Source organism: Flavobacterium palustre (assembly GCF_014639535.1).
Taxonomy (GTDB): Bacteria; Bacteroidota; Bacteroidia; order Flavobacteriales; family Flavobacteriaceae; genus Flavobacterium; species Flavobacterium palustre.
Genome location: NZ_BMGA01000001.1, coordinates 935,831 through 953,591 on the forward strand (window position 1 = coordinate 935,831; position 17,761 = coordinate 953,591).

A 17,761-nucleotide genomic window follows, 5' to 3' on the forward strand; every position below is an offset into this window, starting at 1 on the left:
ATAAAAACAATATTAACTTAATGAAAGAAAAGCTAAAAGAGAAGATGAGTACAGAGAAAGAAGCCAAATTAAAAGCGTTACAACTTACCCTTGATAAACTGGATAAAACCTATGGAAAAGGGACGGTTATGAAAATGGGAGATAAGGCCATTGAAGAAGTTGAGGTAATTTCTTCGGGATCTTTAGGTGTGGATTTAGCACTGGGAGTAGGTGGATATCCAAAAGGTAGAATTATTGAGATCTACGGTCCGGAATCTTCAGGTAAAACTACTTTAACGCTTCACGCTATTGCCGAAGCGCAAAAAGCAGGTGGAATAGCTGCTTTTATTGATGCGGAACACGCATTCGACAGAAACTATGCAGAGAAATTAAATGTAGATATCGAAAACTTAATTATCTCACAGCCTGACAATGGTGAGCAGGCTTTAGAAATTGCTGAAAACCTGATTCGTTCGGGAGCTATTGATATTGTGGTTATTGACTCGGTTGCTGCTTTGACTCCAAAAAGCGAAATTGAAGGCGAAATGGGAGATTCTAAAATGGGTCTTCATGCACGTTTGATGTCTCAGGCTTTGAGAAAATTAACAGGGACGATTAGTAAAACCAACTGTACTGTATTCTTCATCAACCAGTTGAGAGAGAAAATAGGGGTAATGTTTGGGAATCCTGAAACGACTACAGGTGGTAATGCGTTGAAGTTTTATGCTTCGGTGCGTTTAGATATTCGTCGTTCTTCTCAAATTAAAGATGGAGAGAATGTTATTGGAAACAGAACTAAAGTTAAGATTGTTAAAAACAAAGTAGCGCCGCCGTTTAAAGTAGCCGAATTTGATATCATGTATGGCGAAGGAGTTTCTAAAACAGGAGAAATCTTAGATTTAGCTGTAGAATTCGAAATTGTGAAAAAATCAGGATCATGGTTTAGCTATGGTGAAACGAAATTAGGACAAGGTCGTGATGCTGTGAAAACATTAATCAAAGACAATCCGGAATTAGCAGAGGAATTAGAAGAAAAAATCAAAGCCAGAATTAAAGAATTGGCAGAGAATTAAAAATTCGTATTGTGTTATAAATCAAAATGCTCGTCAATTTGGCGGGCATTTTTTTTACAAAAAATTAGAGTCTGAAGTTTTTTTGTAAGCAACCTTTTCATTTTACAACCATCTTGTAAGTAATTATTAACTTATAAAATTTATAAAATGAAAAATTTGAAATTGAAAGTAGTTGCATTAGTATTGTTCGTATCAGCAGGATTTGTTTCTTGTGATAATGACGACGAACCATCAGTGGAAACTAAAACGGCGTTTGTGTCTGTTGTAACCGGAGCAACTACTGCAACTGTAAATCAGGAAATCACACTTGAAGTGACTTATGCAGTAGAAAACAATTGTGGTGTTTTCAATAAGTTTATTGAAACTACTGCAGCAAACACCAAAACAATTGAAGTACAAACTAAATACGAAGGAAGTAATTGTGGGACAACTGCAGCTACTAAAAAAACTTCATACAAGTTCAAAGCTACTGCGGCCGGAACTTATATCTTGAAGTTCAAAAAATCAGCAACAGAGTTTGTAACTCAAACCATAGTTGTGAGCGTGGCTTCCTAAATTTTATAAAAGAGGTTGTTTCATTAAAAATGAGACAACCTCTTTTATGTTTTCTTTAGACTCTTATGTTAAAATAATCAATGCTGAAAGATTAAATTTCGTTTGTTTTTTTGTCCTTTTTTGCCTCAAATGAATTTAGATGCAATTTTTTTTGAAAAAAAACCGTTTTCTAAAGCAACCTTTTTTATCTGTTGTACTCTTTATAGGAAGAACCAATAATAAAATAGTTAATTATAAAATAAAAAAACATGAAAAAGATCGCATTATTTTTAGTCTTGATGACCACATTGTTAAGTTGTAGTTTAGATGATCCGGATAGGTATAATTTTTATGTTTTACCTGTTGAAAGTTATACTATGCCTTCAACTTTCAAAGTAGGAGTGTCTCACAAAATTGAGTTGAAGTACCAAAGACCCACGGTTTGTTACAATTACGGAGGAGTATATTATGTTTATGGTACCGGAGCAGATTCATTTACCAGAACAATAGGTATTAATGCTAATACAAAAGTAGGCGACGTTTGTGCCGAAGAACTACCGCCATTATCGGACGCTTATTTTAATTTTGTTCCTCAGGAAGCGGGTACTTATACGTTTAAATTTTACAAAGGAAGCGATGAGGATGATGCTGATGGAGATGGAAATAAAGAAGAAGACCTCTTTGAAGAAGTCGATATTGTTGTTACTAACTCTTAATCATTTGATAAAGTACAAAAAAAAATCACCTTGAACGGGTGATTTTTTTGTTTTAAGCGGTTTCAGTTTTTTTTTCGCTTTCAAATTCAAGTAATTGTGTGTAAATAGTCGTTCTGACTGCTTCCCTGATTTCTTTTCTGTGCGATTCATTTTTTCCGAAGGTTTCAACCGGTTTGTGGATTTTCACCCGCATGATTCCCGGACTTCCGGCAAAAAAAGTATAAGGGAATCGTTCTTTATTGTCTCCAAAACTAATGGGTAAAATCGGGATTTGATGTTGTACGGCCAATTTAAAAGCGCCTTCTTTAAAATGATCTAAAAGAATCGCTTCGTCATCGGGAACGCCGCCTTCGGGGAAGATACACACACTGAGTCCGCGTTCAATTCGTTTATGGGCTTTGGTGAAAACGGCCATACGACTTTGAGAATTTTTCCGATCGACTAAAATGCAGGTTCTTTTGTAGAAAAAACCAAAAATGGGGATTTTAGCCAGTTCCTGTTTGCCAACAAATACAAAAGGATTTTTAACAATGGCTAACATTAGCATGATGTCGGTCATCGAAGTGTGATTGGCTACAATCATGTAGCTTTTGTGAGAGTCAATTTGTTGTTCGCTATCTACTTTATAATAAAACCCCATACCAAAGAGGATGAATTTAGCCCAAATTCGAGCCATAATAAAAAAGTAAGGATAGCCTTTTTCAGAAAGAATAGAAAGTATTAAAAACGGAAACATAATGAAAATAGGAACAGCCATTAGGATATAAAACCATATGCGCCATAAAATCCAAAAAATTATTTTGATGCTTTTCATGTTTTCAAATTTACTTTTTTAACCGCAAAGAAAGCAAAGATTTTCGCAAAGAATAAAAGTTAAGCACCTAATTTTAATTATAGATAATTAATTTTTGTAGGTTTAATACATAAAGTAAAAAAGTGATTATGACAGAAAATGAAATTTCAAAAAAAGTTATTGGTTTAGCAATTGAAGTTCATAAAGCACTTGGACCAGGTTTGCTTGAGAATACTTATAAGGAATGTTTGTTTTATAAAATAAATAAAGCTGGGCTTTTTGTTGAAAAAGAGAAATCAATGCCGGTAATTTTTGAAGAGGTAAAATTAGATTGCGGATATCGGGTTGATTTGTTTGTTGAAAATAAACTAATTGTGGAACTAAAAAGTGTGGAGTCTTTGACTGTGATTCATTTAGCACAAACTTTAACTTATTTAAGACTGGGGAATTATAAATTAGGATTGCTTATAAATTTTAACGAAGTGCTTCTAAAAACGGAATCAGACGAGTTGTAAATAATTTGTAAAACTTTAAACTTTGAGAAAAACTTTGCTTTCTTTGCGTTAAAATAAAATAACATTTCGAACTTAGCGAAAACTTTGCAACCTTTGCGGTTTAAAATTTCAGCTAGAGAAAAATATATAATGGCAAAAATACTTACGGGAGTTCAAAGTACTGGAACTCCGCATTTAGGAAACTTACTTGGAGCAATCATTCCGGCAATTCAATTATCAAATAATTCTGAAAATGAATCCTTTCTTTTTATCGCCGATTTGCATTCGGTTACCCAAATAAAAAATGGGGAGACGTTGAGAAATAATACGTATAGCGTAGCTGCGGCTTGGTTGGCTTTTGGTTTAGATGTGAACAAAGTAGTTTTTTACAGACAGTCGGATGTGCCACAAACAGCAGAGTTGTCTTGGTATTTGAGCTGTTTTTTCCCTTACCAAAGATTGACTTTGGCGCATTCGTTCAAAGATAAAGCCGATCGATTAGATGATGTCAATGCAGGATTGTTTTCCTATCCAATGCTGATGGCGGCTGATATTTTATTGTATGATGCCGAGTTTGTTCCGGTTGGAAAAGACCAATTGCAACATTTGGAAATGACGCGTGATGTGGCTTCCCGTTTTAATCATCAAATGGGGGAAACCTTCGTTTTGCCAGAGGCCAAAATTCAGGATGATAGTATGTTGATTCCGGGTACGAATGGAGGGAAAATGAGTAAATCGGCTAATAATATCATTAATATTTTCCTTGAAGATAAAGCCTTACGCAAACAGGTAATGAGCATCGAAACCGACAGTACTCCACTGGAAGCACCAAAAAACCCGGATACTTGTAATGCCTTTGCTATTTATTCTTTGTTAGCCAATGAAGAGCAAATTGCACAAATGCGTGCTAATTATCTAGGGGGAAAATACGGTTACGGTCACGCCAAACAAGCCTTGTTTGAATTAATTTGTGAAACTTTCAAAACCGAAAGAGAAAAGTACCATTACTACATTAATAATCTTCAGGAAGTAGATGCTTTGTTGAAAATAGGAGCTGAGAAAGCTTCTGCTGTGGCCAATGGGGTTTTAGGAAGAGTAAGAGAAAAATTAGGTTTCGAAGCAAGATAAATTTTAGAAAAATTGAAGAATAATAAACCCGACAGGTTTCTGAAACCTGTCGGGTTTGTCTTTTTAGTTATATCGCCTCAAACAATTTCCCAGGCAAAGGTCTAATCACACCTTTTAATTCCATGTTCAATAAAATGCTGGAAACCCTATAAATAGGAAATTCGCATTCTAAGGCGATAATATCCATTAATTCTTTGCCTGTTTTGATTAGGTAATCGTAAATTTTTTGTTCGTCATTGTCGAGGGATACAAACAATTGTTTTTGGACGGCTTTGGGTTCTTCTTTAATGTCCCAATTCAACATGTAAATTAAATCGGCGGCACTGGTGAGTACGTTTGCTTTTTGGGTTTTGATAAGGTTGTTGCAGCCTGTGCTGTATTTGTCGGTCGTGCGACCCGGAACCGCAAATACATCCCGGTTGTAATCGTTGGCCATATTGGCGGTAATTAAGGATCCGCCTCTTTCCGCCGATTCGATAACTATGGTAGCTTCTGCCATTCCGGCTACAATGCGGTTTCGCTTGACGAAATTTTCTTTGTCCGGATTGGCTGAACTCCAAAATTCTGTCATAAAACCGCCGTTTTGTTCCATCTTAGCCATGTATTTCTTGTGGTTTTTTGGGTAAATTTGATTTAAGCCATGAGCTAAAACACCAATGGTTTGGAGATTGTTTTCCATTGCTAATTGATGCGCAACAATATCAACTCCATAAGCAAATCCACTGACGATAACCGGATTGAGTGGTATCAAATCTTCAATCAACTTTTTACAAAATTCCGTTCCATACGAAGTTATTTGGCGCGTTCCCACAATGCTGATAATCTTTCGGTTTTTTAAATCGATATTTCCTGCTGTGAAAAGCAAAACCGGTGCATCAACGCAATGTTTAAGTTTGTCGGGATAGTTTTCCTCCTGAAAATAGGCTGTATTAATGTTGTTGTTTTGAATAAATTCCAGTTCTTTATTCGCTTTATCAAAAAAGCTTTGGTCTTTCAAATTTTTAAGTAGCATGGTGCCAACACCATCAATGGCTGCCAACTGTTGGGATTTTGTTTTGAAAACTGCTTCTGCCGAACCACAGTGATTCATTAATTTCTTGGCCATAATATCGCCTACACCTTCTACTTTTAGTAAGGCTAGTGTGTAAAATAATTCAGATACTTCCATGCTAAATATTTGAAATTGAAATGTATAAATTTTCTTCCGGATTGTTAATAAAAATTGTGAATAAAATTTTGATAACTATATTGGATGTATAACTTTGTATGTATGAATATAGAACATTACATAAGCCAACTATTATATCGTTATCAATGCGTTACCGTTCCTGGTTTTGGCGCTTTTTTGACTGAAATCCAATCGGCACAATGGGTTGAGAATGCGAATTCTTTTTATCCGCCTAAAAAATTGATTTCTTTTAACACCAATATTAAAAACAATGATGGTTTATTAGCGAATCATATTGCCAGAGCTGAAAAAACATCTTATGAATATGCTATTAGTGCTATTCAATATCAGGTGTTGAACTGGAAAAAAGAATTGGAACAAAACAGAGCCTTAATGGTTAAAAATGTAGGTAGTTTTGTTTTGAATGCTACCGATAATCTGATTTTCACCCCTTCTGATCAAAAGAATTATTTGACTTCTTCTTTTGGATTATCCTCTTTTATTGCTCCGGCGGTTAAAAGAGAATCTTTGGAAGTACAGGAAGAAATTGTCGAAGAAAGAGAAGTTGTTTCTTTAGTTAGCGAAGAAAGAAGTGGACGTTCGTATTTGAAATACGCAGCTATTTTTATTTTAGGATTAGGTTTAGCGGGTACGGCAGCTTACTCTGTTTGGAATAATCAAATTGAAACGCAAACGGTTTTAGTTGAAAAAGCGGTTCAGAAAAAAGTAGAGTCTAAAATTCAGGAAGCGACTTTTTTTATCAAAAGTCCAATGGCTCCTGTAACGCTTTCTGTAAAATCAGATAAAAAAGAGCTAGAGGAAGTAAAAATGCCTTATCATGTGGTGGCAGGTGCTTTTAGAGATGAAGCAAATGCGCAGCAGGTGTATAAGAAATTGGTGAAAGAAGGATACAAAGCCAGAAGGTTAGAAATAAACAAACACGGTCTTTATCCGGTACTTTATGGTAGTTTTGCTACCTATTCCGAAGCTCAGAAACTTAAAAATGAAGTTCGTGAATCAGAAAATCCAGAAGCCTGGTTGCTGGTGGAATCATTATAATTTAGAAAACTTATTCGTAACAGAATAGGTTTTTTTGCTTTTAGAGCAAACGAATACCGTTCAGTTTGTCATTCCGACGAAGGAGGAATTACATAATAAAAATAAAATAATACTTGATGAGATTCCTCCTTCGTCGGAATGACAATTTTGGGATATGTTCTTCTGTTATTTCCTTTTTTTCTGCTGTTGAATTTGGAATTTCCTCGGGCTGATTCCGTTACGCTGTGAAAAAGTTGAGGTAAAATGCTGTAATGACGAAAATCCGCATACAAAAGCAATATCTGCCATGCTGCTATTTTTGTTATTCTGAATCAATTCGATAGCTTTTTCCAGTTTTAAACTTATAATAAAACTGTTAGGCGGGAAACCGGTAAGTTTTTTTACTTCATAGGTAAATTTGGTTTTTCCCATATTAAATTCTGAAGCCAAATCTTCAATATGCCATTTTTTAGTTAAGTCGTTTTGAAGCAATTGGGTCAGTTTTTCAATAAAGCTGTCGTCTTCCTGACTTTTTTGGATTTTATTTGAAAGCTGTCGGTGTAAATCGATGAAAAGATTCTCCAGAATGTTTTGGACTTTTATTTCAAAACCTTCTTCCTGATAAGCTAATTCATTTCTTAATTCGTCAAAATATTTTTTAAAATTCTTCGCTTTTTCTAATACTGAATTGCTGGCATCGCCAATCATTTCTCCCAAACTTTGCTGGAATTTTTTAGATAATTTACTCCAGTTACCAAAGTCCAAAGCAGTTTCTTTTGAGAATTCAGATGGTTTGATAATAATCCAGTTGATCTGACCAATATCCATAATTCCTGAAATACTGCCGTTTTCATGCCAGGGCGCGGTAACCGATAAATTCTCAGGTAGCAATTCGATTTCTTTGCCTTCGATTACCCAGTCGTATTTTCCGCTGTTGACATAGTGGATTTCGATTCCGTCATTCAAATGAGGTCGCATGGTGTCGTCTATGCGGACTTTGGAAAATTTCATGCTACCAAACTGACGTATAAAAGGCAGTTTTTTTAAAGGTCCGGGATTGTTTTCGTGCCACCAAACACCATAATTACCATGTTCGTCTTTTTCGCTTAAGCTTTTTGGTAATAAAAAGGAATTCATAAAATATTTTATATTAAATTGGTATAAAGATAATTATTAAATTTATTTATTAGAATTTTATCCTTTTTTATAGAATCGACCGTTGTTTAAAAATATGATTTTTTTTGTATTAAAATAGGTATCTTGCCCAGCCCAATTAATTTATTATCAAGAGTATAATTAGAGTCGACAGACTTTTTTTTTATTTCAAAAATGATAACGTTTACATTTTGTTTCTTTCGAAGACTAATATGGTATTATAATTGAGGAGAACCAGAATTCAATTTATAATTTAAAATATATTTTATGTTTCTAAAAAATCGACATTCTTTATTGACTTTTTTAGTGGTGTTTTTCACTGCGTTTTCAATGCAGGCTGCTGACATTTGGGTAGCTACAAACGGAAATGATGCTAATGAAGGTACAAAAGCCAGTCCGCTGGCAACGGTACACATGGCGTTGAGAAAAGCCAGAGAACTGCGTCGATTGAAAGATGCTTCGGTAAAAGGTGGAATTCATATTATTATAAAAGACGGAACTTATTATTTTGACGAACCTTTATTTGTAAGACCTGAAGATTCAGGAACTGCAGATAGTCCTACTACTATTGAAGCCGATGCGAATGCAAAACCAATATTTCACGGAGGGATTCAAATTAAAAACTGGAAAAAAACAACTACGACAATCAATGGACTAAAAGCCGGAGCTGTTTGGGTAGCCGATGCTCCTCAAATTGCAGGCGAAGTAATCAATTACCGCCAACTTTGGGTAAACGATGTAAAAGCGGTGCGTGCTAAAAGTACTGCCGGAGACAAAATGGATCGCATTTTGTCCTGGGATAAGGAAACGGAGACTTGCTGGATTCCTTTTAAAGATAAGTCGGTTAAGTTTGAGCCGGGAATGGAAATGTTCATCGTACAATGGTGGGCTATTGCTAATTTACGTATTAAAAATATCGAAGTTGTCAAAGACAGCGCCCGACTTTCATTCGAAAAGCCGGAAAGCCGTATTCAGAGTGAGCATCCGTGGCCTGCGCCGTGGATTTCTAAGAATAACGGAAATTCGGCATTCTTCCTGAATAATGGGATGTCATTATTGAACGAGGCAGGAGAGTGGTTTTTGGATAGAAAAAAAGCCAAAATCTATTATATCCCAAGAGCAGGGGAAAATATGGCTTCCGCCAAAGTTACTGCACCTGTATTAGAGAATTTAGTGGATGTAAAAGGTACCATCGATTCGCCAGTAAGTTATTTTAAATTCAAAGGAATTTCGTTTCAATACAGTAATTGGTTGCGTCCTTCCCAACAAGGTCATGTGCCATTGCAGGCGGGAATGTATTTGCTGGATGCTTATAAGTTAAAAGTTCCGGGAACGCCAAATCAGGCTAATTTAGAAAATCAGGCTTGGGTGGGAAGACCACGTGCTGCTGTTGAAGTGAATTTTGCCAATAATACAGCGTTTGAAAGTTGTAGTTTTGAGCATTTGTCTTCTACTGGTTTAGATTTCAATAAGGGAACTAACCACAATCGTGTTCAGGGAAATTTATTTAAAGACATTGGCGGAAACGGAATTAATCTGGGCGTTTTCTCCGAAGAGCCTTTTGAAGCCCATTTACCATTGGTTGTAAAAGACGAAAGAGAAGTTTGTTCTGACGAATTGGTGGCTGATAATATGATTACCAATGTTGCCAATGAAGATTGGGGATGTTTAGGAATTGCAGCCGGTTTTGTTAAAGGTCTGACCATTGAACACAACGAGATTTCGGATGTGGCTTACAGCGGGATTTCGATGGGATGGGGTTGGACGCATACTGAAAATGTGATGCGCAACAATAAAATATTGGCCAATAAAATCCATCATTATGCCAAACATCTGCATGATGTGGCGGGAATTTATACGCTTTCTTCTCAGGCAGACAGCCGAATTGAAGAGAACTACATTGACAAAGTGTATTTCAGTCCGTATGCACACGATCCGTTTTTATGGTTGTATTTGTACACCGATGAAGGATCACAGCATTTTACTATTCAAAACAACTGGATTCCGATTCAGAAAATCTTAAAAAACAACAATGGACCTGCAGGAAATATCTGGAAAGATAATTATGCTTTTGTTGATCCAAAAATCAAGGAAAATGCAGGTGTTCGCGCTCCTTATGCTAATTTGAAAAAGGAAGTGGTTGTTGACGAAACCTGGGGATTACAGGAAATGCCTAAGTCGGTTGCGATTGAATTAGTTGGAAAAGATTTTGATATCGAAAAAATCAAATCGACTATAAAAGGTTTCCGAATTGTAGGTGAAGAGTTGTACCAATGGGAAAATCATTTGGTGATTTACGGATTGATGAATCAGCCGGAAAGAACCAAAAAGAAACTGGCTTTGGCTTTCCCGGCATTGCAAATAAAAATTTATGAAAATCCGGTTTATGATTTTCAAAATTTTGAAAGATGTCCGGGAGTAAAACCAGCTTCGGAATGGGAAAATATTGTTTTGACCGCTAATTTGGTTGAAGATCCAAAAATGCAACAGGAATATCTGGATTACCATAAAACCCAATTTGAAAAATGGCCGGAAGTAGCCAAAGGTTTTTGTAATGCCGATTTCCAACAATTGCAGGTTTTCAAAAACGGAAGACAATTAATGTTGGTGATTAGTATTCCAAAAGGAGAAAGTTTGGATAAGTTAAATCCAAAAACGACCGAAAACAATCCACGTGTCGATGAATGGAATGCGATAATGAAAAAATACCAAACTGGAGTTGAAGGAACAAAACCCGGAGAAGTTTGGAATTTTTTGAAAAAACTTGAAGAAAAAAAATAGATTAAAATATTTAGCCACAGATTAAATGGATTAACACAGATTAAAAAAATCCTTTAAAATCTTTTAATCTGTGGCTGAAAATTGAAATCCGACAGCTTAAAAAACCTTTAGGTTTTCTTGAAAAAACATAAAATAAACAGTAAGAATTTAAAATTTGACCATTAAGTAATTGAGAAAATTAAGGCTGAAAAATCTAAATAAACTTAATCTCTTAATGGTTTAAAAAATTAATTAATAAAATAAATCAATGTTAAAAATAGCCATTTTAGGTCTTGGAGAAGGACGTAGTACCATGTCGGCAGCGATAGAAAGCAGCAAAGTAGAACTGGTAAAAGTATGTGACAGAAATGAAGAATTGTGCAAACAAAGAGCAAAGGAATTTGATTTTCCGCACTACACTACAAATTATGACGATTTGTTAAAAGACGAGGCTATTGATATCATTGCTATTTACACGCCGGATCATTTGCATGCTGAACATGTAAAACAAGCGTTGTTGCATGGAAAACACGTAGTTTGTACCAAGCCTTTTATTGATGATCTTTCGGATGCGAAGGAATTATTGGAACTGAGCGAGAAAACTGGGAAAAAGGTTTTCATCGGACAAAGTTCCAGATTTTTTGAACCAGCAAAAAGACAAAGAGCCGATTATGAAGCTGGTTTAATAGGTGATTTGATCACGATTGAAGCGCAATATCACGCTGACCACAGATGGTTTTTGAAGAAAGAATGGTCTTTGTTACAATCTTTCAAATGGTTGTACGGTGGTTTGAGCCATCCAGTAGATTTTATCAGATGGTATTTGCCCAATATCGAAGAAGTGATGGGTTACGGAATGATTAGCAGCAACGGAAAATCGGCGGGATTGAAGAATGAAGATACAATGCATTTTATCTTCAAAGCGACTGACGGAAGAATTGCCAGAGTGAGTGGTGTTTATACTTCGCCAACACAGCCAGCTCAAAGAGACAGCGGAATGAGCACTATTTTGAGAGCTACTGAAGGTGCCAGTCAAGCTGATTATCACGAATTGCGTTATGCGGTGACCGACAAAACCGGTGAAGAAAAAGTAATCACTTGGGGTGATGCGACTTTAAAATATTATTTCCGTTTTGAGGGACAAAGTCATCATGGAGGGGAATACCAAAACTATTTAGAGTATTTTGCTGATAGTATTGAACAAGGTTTTACTGCTTATCCGGATATGAAAGAAGGAATTGGAACCGTAGCTTTATTGCAGGCAATGGACAGAACATTACAAACAGGAATGCCAGTAAAAATTGCTGATATTTTAAAAGAATACAACCTATGAATAACAGTATCTACGATAAATTAACTGCTTTAGACTTTATAATTGTTGCTGTTTATTTAGTGATATTATTAGTTATTGGATACATTGTTAGTGTCAAACAAAGTAAGAAGAACGAAACCCTATTCATGGCCGGAAATTCATTGAACTGGTACAACATCGGATTCAATATGTGGGGAACTAATGTGGGGCCTTCGTCATTATTGGCTTTTGCAAGTATTGGTTACACTACAGGAATTGTAGCCGGAAATTTTGAATGGTATGCTTTTGTGTTTTTATTATTGTTAGCTATTGTTTTTGCACCAAAATATATTGCCAGCAAAGTAAGTACAATGCCCGAATATATGGGAAAACGCTATGGCGATAGTACGCAGACTATTTTGGCCTGGTATGCCATGGTGAAAATTTTGGTAAGCTGGTTGTCATTAGGATTATTTAGTGGAGGAGTTTTAGTCCGCCAAATTTTAGGAATTCCAATGTGGCAAAGTGTAACCGTTTTAGTTATTTTTTCTGGGATTTTTACTTATGCAGGAGGATTAAAAGCGATTGCTAAGGTAAATGTGTTTCAGATGATTTTGCTAATTGTGGTTTCGCTAACCTTATCGTATTTAGGTTTACAACAAGTAGGTGGAATTGATGCATTGATTGCTAAGACGCCTTCGAATTTTTGGAATTTAGTGCGTCCTGCAGATGATGCCCATTATCCGTGGCCAGCCATTTTATTAGGTTATCCAGTCGCAGCGGTAGCTTTCTTTTGTACTGACCAATCGATGGTACAAAGTGTATTGGGAGCCAAAAATTTGGAACAAGGACAATTAGGAGTGAATTTTATCGGTTGGTTGAAAGTAATGGCGTTGCCGTTATTTATTTTACCGGGGATTTTGTGTGCTGTGTTGTATCCTGAGTTAGGAGAAAATTCAGATTTGGCTTATATGACTATGGTTACGAATTTATTCCCAAGCGGAATGAACGGTTTAGTTATTTGTGTGATGATTGCCGTATTAGTAGCGACGATTGGTTCTTCTTTGAATGCTTTGAGTACGGTGTTTACCAATGATATTTATGTGAAAAAAATCAATCCGGAGGCAACTATTAAAGATCAAATCAAAATTGGACGTTTGACAATTGCTGCCGGATGCGTGTTTTCTATTTTGATTGCAATAGCTATCGATAATATCAAAGGACAGAATTTATTCAATATTTTTCAGGCTGTTTTAGGTTTCTTAGCACCTTCATTATCTGTGGTGTTTTTATTGAGTATTTTTTGGAAACGTACTACCAAAAAAGCGGTAAATGGAACTTTGTCTTGGGGTTCAGCCTTTAGTTTGTTCGTTGGGGTTTTGTATTTATGGATTTTTCCGGCAGATGAATACGCAATTTGGCCCCACTTTTTACTAATTTCATTCTACATCTTTTTAGTTTTATTGGTATCGGCAATTATGATTTCGTTATTGGATAAAAATCCTGAAACTACTTTTGTAAGCGAAACTGATGTTCCTAAAACCAGCAAAAAAGTGAAGTTGTTGTTTGGTTTATTAGGAGTAACAATTATCGTTTTATATCTCATTTTTAATTTTAATTAATATGAACCTATTTTCTTCTTTACGTCAGAGTTTTAAAACGATTGTTTGCGTTTTTGCCTTATTCTTTTTGTCAGAAGCGGCTTCAGCTCAAACCTGGATTTGGTATCCAGGCGATTTTGAAGTTTGGTTGAGCAATAAAATGCAGGTACGACGTACGGAACGCGAAGCAGTATTTCCACCGCTTTGGCAATATTACAGCCCGTATGCTCTGGTAACTTTTCAAACAGAAGTTGATATTCCGGAAGCAGATGAGGTGAAAATCTTCACCGAAGGACCTTTTCAATTACTTTTAGATGGTGTTCAAATTTACGGACAGCCAAAATCATTAAAAATTCCTGCGGGGAAACACAAGATTTCCTTTAAAGTATACAATCAGGAAGTGTTGCCGGCTATTTATATTGCTGGTAAGTTTGTCAAATCCGATTCTTCATGGAAGGTTACTAATGAAGATAAACTTTGGATTGATGAAAATGGAAAAGCACAACAATCCGGTACACCATGGGTGCCTGTGGGTTCCTGGAATTTTGATGCGCCAGAAAATAAGCCTTCTGGTTTTAGATTGGCTACGACTCCTTGGAATGCCAAAAAAACAGAGAAAACTGCTGCCGGTCAATTGGTGGATTTTGGTAAAGAAACTTTTGGTTATATCAAAATTCACGGTCTAAAAGGCAAAGGAAAAATAGCCTTATATTATGGCGAGTCCCGTGAGGAAGCCTTGGATACAGCCAAATGTGAAACCTTAGATCATTTATCATTTGATGGAAAGCAAGCCGAAACCTATACACATACTGGATCCAAAGCATTCCGCTATGTTCAGGTACAAGCAGATCCTGCTTTAAAATACGATTCCATTTCAATGGATTATGAATATTTGCCATTAGAATATCGCGGGGCATTCAAATCTTCGGACCAGGAATTGAATAAAATTTGGGATGTCTCGGCTTACACCATGCATTTAACCTCACGCGAATTTTTTATAGACGGAATTAAGCGTGATCGTTGGGTTTGGTCTGGCGATGCTTATCAAAGTTATCTAATGAATTATTATTTATTCTTTGATTCGGCTTCAGTAGAACGTACTTTGTTGGCTCTTCGTGGCAAAGAACCGGTGACGGCGCATATCAATATCATCATGGATTATTCCTTATATTGGTTTGTAGGTGTTTACGATTATTATTTGCATACCGGCGATACCAAATTTATCAAAACCTTCTATCCAAGAATGAAATCACTGATGGAATTCTGCTTAGAGAGAAGAAACAAAAACGGATTCCTGGAACCATTAGAAGGCGACTGGGTTTTTATTGATTGGGCAAACGGATTGCCAAAAACCGGCGAAGTGAGTTTTGAACAAATGCTTTTGGCCAGAAGTCTGGAAGCTATGGCGGTGAGTGCCAAAATTGCCGGTCAAAATGAGGATCAAAAGCAATATGATAAATTAGCTGATGATCTTAAAACCAGATTGTTTGAGGTGTTTTGGGACAAAAAAGAAAACGTCATGAAGCACCAGCGTATCGATGGTAAAATTCAGGATATTGTAACCAGATACGCTAATATGTTCGGTATTTTCTTCAATTATTTTGATGAAGAACAAAAACAAAGTATAAAAAATAAGGTGTTACTCAACAAAGATGTTCTTCAAATCACTACACCATATATGCGTTTTTACGAGTTGGAAGCCTTATGCGCTATGGGTGAACAGGATTATGTTTTGAAAGAAATGAAAGACTATTGGGGCGGAATGTTAAACGAAGGAGCAACTTCTTTTTGGGAAGAATACAACCCAACCAAAAAAGGGGCAGCACATTTAGAAATGTATGGACGCCCTTATGGAAAAAGTCTTTGCCACGCCTGGGGTTCCAGTCCAATTTATTTGTTAGGGAAATACTATTTGGGTGTAAAACCAACTGCGCCTGGTTATGCTGAGTACGAAATCAAACCAAATTTAGGCGGATTACAATGGATGCAAGGTAAAGTTCCAACACCAAAAGGCGAAGTTGCATTGTATGTAAGCAAATCTGAAATAAAGGTAAAAGCTGCTGAAGGTGAAGGAAAATTAATTATTGATAGTAAAAGCAAGCCAAAAACCAATTCAGGAACGATTGTTGAGTTAGCAAAAAACAAATATCAATTAACGGTTAAACCAAATGTTGAGTATAAAGTGAGTTATAAAGCGATTTAATATTTACACATAGTTTGTCATTCCGACGAAGGAGGAATCTTCGTTGGTTACTCACGTTGCGGAGATTCCTCCTTCGTCGGAATGACAAAATTGAGGTTAATTTCAGTAATTAGAAGCCTTTTTAAAAATAAAAACAAATGTTTTCAAAAAACACTACATACAATTTCAAATTAATGACTGCTTTTTTAGTGCTATTTGCAATCTGTACTCAATTTGCAAGAGCACAAAATAAAGCTTGGCAAGCTGCCTCTTTTGAAGTAATAAAATCCAATTACAAAACTTTCAAAACCACGCAATACGCGCATGTTTTTTCGAATAGTAAAAGCAATATTGTTCGTCTAGCTTCAGAATTAGAAGGTTTGAAAGGAGTCGAATTGCCTTTGGATAGTTATAAAAGCGGAACCAACGCTCCTTTGAAATTGAAATTCAAGGAAAATGTGCAATTGCTTATTGGTGTTTTTCAGGAAAAAGACAATAAAGATTATTTGCAAATTGCTAGTTCCGATAAAGCTAAATTAGTCCTAGAAAATGGAGTTACTATTACAGGCTTACCACCGGTAAATGTGTATGCTGTCGCTTTCGCAAAAGGGACTCACACTATTTTACCAAATGCAAAAGGATTGTTTGTGCTTTTAGGCGCTGTGAAAAGCAATCAAAATTTAACATTCAGAAACGCCGAATTTCCAGATGGTAAACTGTGGAATCCAACTTTTATCGTCGAAGGATTTTCAGATGAGAAACCATTATTCGAAATTATCGGTGGAGAAAATAAACCGGTTATTGACGAAGGTTTTCCAGGGGTGGACGGCATTCAAGGTGGTTTTGAAGGCGGTCGTGTGGTAAAAGTGGGCGATACTTACCATATGTTTCCAACCGAAAGAGCCGGTGAAATGGGAGTGCCTTATTATTATGACCGTGTAAAAACTAAAATCGGACATTGGACCAGTAAAGATGCCATTCATTGGAAACGCGAATCAACCATTTTACAGGCCAGCGGAACCTATGCCATTACCGAAGATGATAATCCGATGAATGACCGTCGTGCAGCCATTTGGTCGTATATGCCGGTTTTCAATGCAAAAGCAAACAAATGGTATGGTTATTATTTGGCTTATACTGTTCATAAAGAAATTGAGCCAAATCACTCTTTTGGTCGTATTTGGCGTTGCGAGTCAACGGTAGAAGGGATTGACGGAATTGCTGGACCATATAAAGATATCGGCATCATCATGGAACCAGGATTGGATTCGCAACCTTGGGAAGGACGTCAGGGAGTAGCTTCTTTCTTTCCATACCGAGTGGGGGATAAATTTTATGGATTTTACAGCGGTGCTTATCCTTTTGAAAGTTGGAAAGATTATCCTAAAAAATCCGGAAAAGGCTGGTTTGTGGCTTTGGCCGAATCCAATAGTTTGGAAGGCCCTTGGATACGAATGAACAAAGGTTTGGAACCTATAAAATCCATTCACCCCATGTTTGTGGAAAATCCAATTGTGAGTCAGCTACCAAATGGCATATACATTGCTGTTTTTGATGGAGGTCCCGACGGTTGGGGACATCATTTGCCTAATATGATGGGCTATTCTTTGTCTAAGGACGGAGTCAATTGGTCGGAAGCTCGTTATTGGCCTATTGAAACCAAAGTAGACAAATGGTGGGACATCATGCGTACGCCTTTGTGCCTGATTCCTGAAGGAAATGATGTGTATACGATTGTGTATAACGCTATCGATTTGAAACGACGTTTTCACCCGACTGGGATGGTGAAATTAAAATTGAATCGTGAGGTGATGGATGCCCGATTGAAAGAATTGAAATAAGAATAGAG

Annotated in this window: 14 protein-coding genes; 11 read left to right on the plus strand and 3 right to left on the minus strand. The window is 36.4% G+C overall.

From position 1 onward, the window contains the following. The first annotated feature begins 44 nt into the window (after positions 1-44). From recA to IEV84_RS03790, 3 genes are all read left to right on the plus strand, one after another. Positions 45-1,052: a recombinase RecA gene (recA, locus tag IEV84_RS03780; protein ID WP_188492984.1), complete on the plus strand. Its 1,008-nt coding sequence runs from the start codon at positions 45-47 to the stop codon at positions 1,050-1,052. 147 nt (positions 1,053-1,199) lie between these two features. Next, the gene (locus tag IEV84_RS03785; protein WP_188492557.1) at positions 1,200-1,607 is read left to right on the plus strand and encodes a hypothetical protein; all 408 of its coding nucleotides are present in this window, start codon (positions 1,200-1,202) and stop codon (positions 1,605-1,607) included. Between the two features lie 248 nt (positions 1,608-1,855). Beyond that, positions 1,856-2,302 (plus strand): hypothetical protein, encoded by a 447-nt coding sequence (locus tag IEV84_RS03790; protein WP_188492559.1) that lies wholly within the window; start codon positions 1,856-1,858, stop codon positions 2,300-2,302. A 52-nt stretch (positions 2,303-2,354) separates the two neighbouring features. Here IEV84_RS03790 and IEV84_RS03795 read toward each other — a convergent pair whose 3' ends face one another. Then, positions 2,355-3,116, minus strand: coding sequence for a lysophospholipid acyltransferase family protein (locus tag IEV84_RS03795; protein ID WP_188492561.1), 762 nt, complete (start codon positions 3,114-3,116; stop codon positions 2,355-2,357). Positions 3,117-3,244: 128 nt separating this feature from the next. Between IEV84_RS03795 and IEV84_RS03800 the strand changes: the two genes are divergently transcribed. Together IEV84_RS03800 and trpS are read left to right on the plus strand one after the other, a co-directional pair. Next, positions 3,245-3,610: a GxxExxY protein gene (locus IEV84_RS03800; RefSeq protein WP_188492563.1), complete on the plus strand. Its 366-nt coding sequence runs from the start codon at positions 3,245-3,247 to the stop codon at positions 3,608-3,610. 129 nt (positions 3,611-3,739) lie between these two features. Further along, positions 3,740-4,717, plus strand: a complete 978-nt coding sequence (gene trpS, locus IEV84_RS03805; RefSeq protein WP_188492565.1) for a tryptophan--tRNA ligase — start codon at positions 3,740-3,742, stop codon at positions 4,715-4,717. Positions 4,718-4,784: 67 nt separating this feature from the next. Here trpS and dprA read toward each other — a convergent pair whose 3' ends face one another. Continuing rightward, the gene (dprA, locus tag IEV84_RS03810; protein WP_188492567.1) at positions 4,785-5,885 is read right to left on the minus strand and encodes a DNA-processing protein DprA; all 1,101 of its coding nucleotides are present in this window, start codon (positions 5,883-5,885) and stop codon (positions 4,785-4,787) included. A gap of 102 nt (positions 5,886-5,987) precedes the next feature. Here dprA and IEV84_RS03815 point away from each other — a divergent pair, with 102 nt between their 5' ends. After that, the gene (locus IEV84_RS03815; protein ID WP_188492569.1) at positions 5,988-6,944 is read left to right on the plus strand and encodes an HU domain-containing protein; all 957 of its coding nucleotides are present in this window, start codon (positions 5,988-5,990) and stop codon (positions 6,942-6,944) included. 165 nt (positions 6,945-7,109) lie between these two features. Here IEV84_RS03815 and IEV84_RS03820 read toward each other — a convergent pair whose 3' ends face one another. Then, positions 7,110-8,060: a helix-turn-helix domain-containing protein gene (locus IEV84_RS03820; RefSeq protein WP_188492571.1), complete on the minus strand. Its 951-nt coding sequence runs from the start codon at positions 8,058-8,060 to the stop codon at positions 7,110-7,112. A 285-nt stretch (positions 8,061-8,345) separates the two neighbouring features. Between IEV84_RS03820 and IEV84_RS03825 the strand changes: the two genes are divergently transcribed. The 5 genes from IEV84_RS03825 to IEV84_RS03845 all read left to right on the plus strand — a co-directional run bounded on the left by IEV84_RS03825 (position 8,346) and on the right by IEV84_RS03845 (position 17,753). Continuing rightward, a complete protein-coding gene (locus IEV84_RS03825; protein WP_188492573.1) occupies positions 8,346-10,859 on the plus strand; it encodes an L-rhamnose mutarotase in 2,514 nt (837 codons plus the stop codon). Between the two features lie 247 nt (positions 10,860-11,106). Continuing rightward, positions 11,107-12,171, plus strand: coding sequence for a Gfo/Idh/MocA family protein (locus IEV84_RS03830; protein WP_188492574.1), 1,065 nt, complete (start codon positions 11,107-11,109; stop codon positions 12,169-12,171). Next, a complete protein-coding gene (locus IEV84_RS03835; RefSeq protein WP_188492576.1) occupies positions 12,168-13,751 on the plus strand; it encodes a sodium:solute symporter in 1,584 nt (527 codons plus the stop codon). Before IEV84_RS03830 ends, IEV84_RS03835 begins: the two co-directional genes overlap by 4 nt. 1 nt (position 13,752) lies before the next feature. Continuing rightward, a complete protein-coding gene (locus tag IEV84_RS03840; RefSeq protein ID WP_188492578.1) occupies positions 13,753-15,933 on the plus strand; it encodes an alpha-L-rhamnosidase-related protein in 2,181 nt (726 codons plus the stop codon). A 137-nt stretch (positions 15,934-16,070) separates the two neighbouring features. After that, on the plus strand, positions 16,071-17,753 hold the full coding sequence (locus tag IEV84_RS03845; protein ID WP_188492580.1) for a glycoside hydrolase family protein: 1,683 nt from the start codon (positions 16,071-16,073) through the stop codon (positions 17,751-17,753). The last annotated feature ends 8 nt before the right edge of the window (positions 17,754-17,761 follow it).

Bases quoted from the DNA above. Each gene is read 5' to 3' on its own strand.
- recA (WP_188492984.1), top strand. From the start codon at position 45: ATGAGTACAGAGAAAGAAGCCAAATTAAAAGCGTTACAACTTACCCTT.
- IEV84_RS03785 (WP_188492557.1), top strand. From the start codon at position 1,200: ATGAAAAATTTGAAATTGAAAGTAGTTGCATTAGTATTGTTCGTATCA.
- IEV84_RS03790 (WP_188492559.1), top strand. From the start codon at position 1,856: ATGAAAAAGATCGCATTATTTTTAGTCTTGATGACCACATTGTTAAGT.
- IEV84_RS03795 (WP_188492561.1), bottom strand. From the start codon at position 3,116: ATGAAAAGCATCAAAATAATTTTTTGGATTTTATGGCGCATATGGTTT.
- IEV84_RS03800 (WP_188492563.1), top strand. From the start codon at position 3,245: ATGACAGAAAATGAAATTTCAAAAAAAGTTATTGGTTTAGCAATTGAA.
- trpS (WP_188492565.1), top strand. From the start codon at position 3,740: ATGGCAAAAATACTTACGGGAGTTCAAAGTACTGGAACTCCGCATTTA.
- dprA (WP_188492567.1), bottom strand. From the start codon at position 5,885: ATGGAAGTATCTGAATTATTTTACACACTAGCCTTACTAAAAGTAGAA.
- IEV84_RS03815 (WP_188492569.1), top strand. From the start codon at position 5,988: ATGAATATAGAACATTACATAAGCCAACTATTATATCGTTATCAATGC.
- IEV84_RS03820 (WP_188492571.1), bottom strand. From the start codon at position 8,060: ATGAATTCCTTTTTATTACCAAAAAGCTTAAGCGAAAAAGACGAACAT.
- IEV84_RS03825 (WP_188492573.1), top strand. From the start codon at position 8,346: ATGTTTCTAAAAAATCGACATTCTTTATTGACTTTTTTAGTGGTGTTT.
- IEV84_RS03830 (WP_188492574.1), top strand. From the start codon at position 11,107: ATGTTAAAAATAGCCATTTTAGGTCTTGGAGAAGGACGTAGTACCATG.
- IEV84_RS03835 (WP_188492576.1), top strand. From the start codon at position 12,168: ATGAATAACAGTATCTACGATAAATTAACTGCTTTAGACTTTATAATT.
- IEV84_RS03840 (WP_188492578.1), top strand. From the start codon at position 13,753: ATGAACCTATTTTCTTCTTTACGTCAGAGTTTTAAAACGATTGTTTGC.
- IEV84_RS03845 (WP_188492580.1), top strand. From the start codon at position 16,071: ATGTTTTCAAAAAACACTACATACAATTTCAAATTAATGACTGCTTTT.